The sequence below is a fragment of the Mesorhizobium sp. M7A.F.Ca.CA.004.04.2.1 genome, assembly GCF_004022825.1.
GTDB lineage: Bacteria > Pseudomonadota > Alphaproteobacteria > Rhizobiales > Rhizobiaceae > Mesorhizobium.
This window is the reverse complement of record NZ_RZPH01000365.1, coordinates 1-5,330: the sequence shown is the minus strand read 5'-3', so window position 1 is coordinate 5,330 and position 5,330 is coordinate 1. Positions and strand designations below refer to the sequence as shown.

The 5,330-nt window shown below is 62.1% G+C and carries 4 protein-coding genes; all 4 read left to right on the top strand.

Annotated features, from left to right (window positions below; all coding sequences use genetic code 11):
- The first annotated feature begins 272 nt into the window (after positions 1 to 272).
- The 4 genes from EN893_RS17325 (at position 273) to EN893_RS17310 (ending at position 5,298) form a co-directional block, all read left to right on the top strand.
- Positions 273 to 1,880 (top strand): aldehyde dehydrogenase family protein, encoded by a 1,608-nt coding sequence (locus tag EN893_RS17325; RefSeq protein ID WP_206640131.1) that lies wholly within the window; start codon positions 273 to 275, stop codon positions 1,878 to 1,880.
- 86 nt (positions 1,881 to 1,966) lie between these two features.
- Positions 1,967 to 3,265 (top strand): aspartate aminotransferase family protein, encoded by a 1,299-nt coding sequence (locus EN893_RS17320; RefSeq protein ID WP_245465143.1) that lies wholly within the window; start codon positions 1,967 to 1,969, stop codon positions 3,263 to 3,265.
- 62 nt (positions 3,266 to 3,327) lie between these two features.
- Positions 3,328 to 4,497, top strand: a complete 1,170-nt coding sequence (locus tag EN893_RS17315; protein ID WP_127270694.1) for an FAD-binding oxidoreductase — start codon at positions 3,328 to 3,330, stop codon at positions 4,495 to 4,497.
- A gap of 39 nt (positions 4,498 to 4,536) precedes the next feature.
- Complete coding sequence (locus EN893_RS17310) at positions 4,537 to 5,298, top strand: amino acid ABC transporter ATP-binding protein (RefSeq protein ID WP_127270696.1); 762 nt, start codon at positions 4,537 to 4,539, stop codon at positions 5,296 to 5,298.
- Positions 5,299 to 5,330: the final 32 nt, after the last annotated feature.

Below are 5,330 nucleotides of genomic sequence, written 5' to 3'. Positions count from 1 at the left end.
GTCCTTGGCGCTCGGCTTCTTCGATTTCGTATTCAAGGGCACCTACGCCGATCTGACAATTGCGACTGCAAGAAGGTTATCGTTCAAAACAGACGTGAGGGGCAAGGTCGGTCTCTCGTTATCCCGCCGCGCCTCGAGTCCGAGGGGCTCCGTAGAATAGCCGAACGGCCGCACGCCCTCGGCTGTCGGGCTCCGCTAGGTAACCCGAACCCGAAACCTCCTCACGAATAATACCGAAATTCGGTATTATTTCCATTTTATGGGCCCCTCGATTGACTCGCAAGCCAAATCCTGATTATCGGGATAAATACCGATTTTCGGAGGAACTTGAAATGGCTGAACTCCCGCGTGTGACCTACTCGAACATCGGGGTGGATTTTTCCCCTGTTCACGCTCACCTCGATGCAATGATCCCGGATTTCGAGAAGAACACACTGGGTCGCGAGTGGTCGACGCCGTTTGCGACCGGCGCTCGGAAAGAGATCCTGAGCCCTATCGACAAGAAAATCTCTCTCGGCAAGTTCCCGGTTTCAATCCCGTCAGACGTCAAGTGCGCGATCCAGGCAGCCCGGGCCGGCGCGAAGGCCTGGAACCGTTCGACGCTGGACGATCGCCTTGCATTCGGCGCTCGCTGGCGAGAGGCACTTGCGGAGCGGAAATATGACCTCGGTTTGGCGGCGCTCTACGAGATCGGAAAGTCCCGCATCGAGGCAGTCGGCGAAGCCGAGGAATGCCTCGACATGGTCGAGTACTACGCATCGGAGATGAAGGCGAACAACGGGTTCGTCCGGCCCATGAACGTGTTGGTCGAAAACGAGACTGCTACGAGCGTCATGAAGCCCTATGGCGTCTTCGCGGTCATCGCTCCTTTCAACTTTCCGCTCGCCTTGTCGATCGGCATGGTCACGGGTGCGCTGTTGACAGGCAATGCGGTGGTCTACAAGCCGTCGCCGGGTTGCGCGCTGACCGGACTGCTGATTGCCGAAACGCTTCGCAAAGCGGGCTTGCCCGAAGGTGTTTTCAACATCGTGCTTGGCGATGGAGAGGTGGGGCGCCTTCTTGCCACCGACAACGGCATCGACGGCGTTGCATTCACCGGCTCCCATAAGACCGGCATGAGCATCTTCCGTCATATGGCAACGCTGCCCCACATGAAGCCCGTCATCGCCGAAATGGGTGGCAAGAACCCCGCCTACGTGACGAGCAAGGCCGACCTCGACCGCGCGGCGCAGGGGGTGGCGCGCTCCGCTTTTGGCCTGCAAGGCCAGAAGTGCTCCGCATGCTCGGTCGTGTATGTCGACGAGAAGGTCAAGGCGGAATTCATCGAGAAACTGGTAGCGTTCGCTGGAAAGCTGGTGGTCGGAGATCCTCGTAAGGCCGAGACCTTTATGGGCCCTGTCTATGGCGACGCCACAGTCGGCCGTTTCCAGGCAGCGCTGTCGGAAGTCGAGGGCAAAGGCAAGGTGCATTTTGGGGGCGCCGCCCTGGGCCAGGGATTTGCGAACAACTACGTCCTGCCGACGGTCGTCGAACTTGATGGTCCGGGCCGGCTGACCCGCGACGAACTCTTCATGCCTTTCGTGGTCGTCCGCGGTTTTGATAGTCTCGATGCCGCGATCGAAGAGGGCAACGACATCGCCTACGGATTGTCGGCCGGCATCTTTACCAACGACCAAAAAGAGTTGCGTCACTTCCTCGACACCGCCGAAGCGGGGGTTCTCTATGCCAACCGTGCGAGCGGCGCAACGACGGGTGCATGGCCAGGCGCGCAGCCATTCTGCGGCTGGAAGGGCACCGGGGTCAGCGGCAAGGGCGGTCTCGGCTCCTGGTTCCTGCCACAGTACCTGCGCGAGCAGAGCCACACGATCATGACCAAGTGATCGAAAGAGGTCGCGCCCTTCGTCGCGGCCATCCAAGACTGTCTCCTTCATCGGTTTACAAGATTATGCGCCACTATCCAGATTCAATGCCGAAGTCCCGCGAGATGTTCGAACGGGCCCGCAAGGTCATGCCGGGAGGAAACACCCGGACAACGGTCTTCATCGACCCGTTTCCGATCTATGCCCAGCGCGGCGAGGGCTGCCGCGTCTGGGACGTCGATGGAAACGTCTACTACGACTGCATCAACAATTTCACGGCCATGATCCATGGCTACGGCCATCCCGCCGTCACGGCCGCGGTGGTGGACCAGATGCCCCGGGGATCGGCTTTCGGAGCGCCCACCGAGAGCGAACTTGATCTTGCTGAACTGTTGGTGGAGCGCCTCCCGTCAGTCGAGCAGGTTCGCTTCGCCAACTCCGGCACGGAAGGCGTCATGATGGCGATCAAGGCGGCTCGGGCGTTCACCGAGCGGTCGAAGATCGTCAAGATCGAAGGTGCCTACCATGGCTCCTACGACTTCGCGGAAGTCAGCCTGGACAGTTCGCCCGCCAACTGGGGCGACATGCCTGCCTCAACGGCATACGCGAAAGGCACGCCGAAGGGAGTTCTCGATGATGTCATCGCGGTGCCGTTCAACGATACGGAGGCGCTGCGTGCCGTCTTCGACGCGCATGGCGACACGATAGCGGGTGTTCTGATCGACCCGATGCCGAACCGCGCCGGACTTATTCCCGCGCGAAAGGATTATCTCGACGCGATGGTCGAGATCGCTCATGCCGCCGGCTCGCTGGTGATCTTCGACGAGGTGATCTCGCTCCGCCTTGGCTATTCGGGGGCGCAGGGCCTGTGGAGCATCACGCCCGATCTGACGGCTCTCGGCAAGATCATCGGCGGAGGATTCCCGGTCGGCGCCGTCGGCGGCCGCGCCGACGTGATGGCGGTGTTCGATCCAACACAAGGCAAGCCCGCATTGCCGCATGGCGGCACCTTCACCGCGAACCCGGTGACGATGCGAGCCGGTCTGGCGGCGATGCGCGCGTTGACCCCGGCTAGCTTCGCGCATCTGGACGCTATCGGCAGCCTGCTTCGCGAGGGCATCACGGCCTCGCTTGCTCGCCATGGCCTCAACGGGCAGTGCGTCGGTCTCGGCTCGCTCTTCAAAGTTCATTTCACGGCGTTGCCGATCACGGACTACCGGTCAGTCTATCCGGGTGCGTCCGTACGCATGAAACTCGACCTGTTCCACAAGGGTCTGCTCGACCGCGGCGTGCTTTCGGCGAGTTACGGACTCTTCGCGCTTTCCACCTCCATGACCGAGGAAGACGCACGCGAGATCCTTTCCGCAATCGACGGCGCCCTCGCAGCAATCGCTCCGAAGCAATGACGTAGCGCGTCCAGCGCCGGATCCATCCGGCACGGGACGACGCAGCAACAGATGGAAGTCACATGACAGCTTCTCCTCACGTCGTCGTCATCGGTGCGGGTACCCTCGGTATGTGTTCTGCGCACGCGCTCGCGGAACAGGGCGCTCGCGTCACCGTCATCGACGCACAATCCATTGCGTCAGGATCCAGCGGCCGCTCGGTCGGGGTCGTTGGGACACAGCTCACGGATCCGTTCGAGATACAGCTGCGCATGCAATCGGTGCAGCGCGTCCGCCGGTGGCAAGAGCGCCTCGGTCTCGGCTTCAGCCCTATCGGCTACCTGCGTCTGGCGCGCACCTCCGAGCAGATGGAACTGTTCGCCCGCTCGGTGGAGATCCAGCGCGATGCCGGCTTCAGATCCAGGGTCTACCAGGCGAACGAGCTTCAGCAACTCGTGCCGCACTTGAGTTCAGATGGGCTCGAAGGCGGCATCTTCGGGCCGGACGACGGCTTCCTCGATCCCCACGAAATGTGCACGCTGCTGGCGCAACAGGTGAAGAAGCTCGGCTCCGAGGTGTTCCAGTTCCGCAAGCTGCTTGGTGCCGCGCGGACATCCGGTGGCTATCGGTTGGACACCAGCAAAGGGCCGATCGGCTGCGACTTCGTCGTGAATGCGGCAGGCGCCTGGGCGCCACGCGTTGCCGAGATGCTCGGACAGACGCTGCACATCCACCCCGAGCGCCACGAGGCGCTGACAATCCACTTGGACGCGCCGCTCCCGTACACAATGCCGATGGTCATGGATCTGGTGAACGGGCAGGGCACCGGACTCAACTTTCGGCACGAGAAAGCGGGCGAGCTCATCGCCGAGATACACAAGGTAAGTTCGCCGTCGCCCGAAGATCCGGACAACTACAACGAGCAGTGCGAGGAAGGGTCCAAGGTCATGCTGGCCGAGATGCTGATCGAACGCCTGCCTGATCTGCCGGGCGCCCGGCTCGGCCGGGGCTGGGCAGGCCTCTACCCTGTCACCGCCGACCACCGTCCCTATGTCGGACCAGTCGATCAGTCGGAGCCCGGTCTGATCACCGCGGCCGGTGCGGGCGGCTACGGGATTCAGCTTGCGCCGGTGATTGGGCTGATCGTCGCAGACTGGGTGCTCAAGGGCTCTCCCGCATCGATCCCAGGCACCGAAAGTCTCGCTCCAACTCCGGAAAGAAACGTTCCGGGCACACATACTGCGGCGGCTTGACCAGTGGGACACCGGCGTTAGCGCAAGGACAAAGAAGCCATGCCCGAGGCAGAAAATATCGTACGCATCAAGAACATCAACGTGATCTATGGCGGCCATCACGCCGTGAAGAACGTCTCGCTCGACATCACGCGCGGCGAGGTCGTGGCGATCGTCGGACCCAGCGGCGCGGGGAAGAGCACGCTGCTGCGCGCGATCAACATGCTCGAACAGCCGTCATCCGGCACCCTTGAAGTGGGTGCCATCCGGTTTTCGGTCGACCGCAATCTGTCCGCCGGAGAGCTGCTGAGGCTCCGACGTTCCACCGGGATGGTTTTCCAGTCCTTCAACCTGTTTCCGCACATGACCGTGCAGCGCAACATTTCGCTGCCGCAGATGCGGGTTCTGGGGCGCACCAAGGAGCAGGCGGACGCGCGCACCGCCCAATTGCTCGAACGCGTACACCTTACGGACAAGGCGCAAGCCTATCCGGCGCGCCTGTCGGGTGGCCAGCAGCAGCGTATCGCGATCGCACGCGCCCTGGCTCTTGACCCCAAGGTGATGCTCTTCGACGAACCCACGAGCGCCCTGGATCCCGAACTCGGGCTTGAGGTGTTGGCCGTGATGCGCGAGCTCGCCCAGGAAGGCATGACAATGATCATCGTCACGCACGAGATCGCCTTTGCCGCAGACGTCGCCGACCGCGTAATCGTCATGGCTAATGGAGAGATCATCGAGCAGGGTCCGCCTGATGCCGTGATCCGCAATCCGTCGTCGCCCCGCACGCGGCAGTTCTTCCGTGCCGTGGTCGATCGCAGATGATCGACCTGCTGGTTTCACTGCTCAGAGGCGTT

Bases quoted from the DNA above. Each gene is read 5' to 3' on its own strand.
- EN893_RS17320 (WP_245465143.1), top strand. From the start codon at position 1,967: ATGCCGAAGTCCCGCGAGATGTTCGAACGGGCCCGCAAGGTCATGCCG.
- EN893_RS17315 (WP_127270694.1), top strand. From the start codon at position 3,328: ATGACAGCTTCTCCTCACGTCGTCGTCATCGGTGCGGGTACCCTCGGT.
- EN893_RS17310 (WP_127270696.1), top strand. From the start codon at position 4,537: ATGCCCGAGGCAGAAAATATCGTACGCATCAAGAACATCAACGTGATC.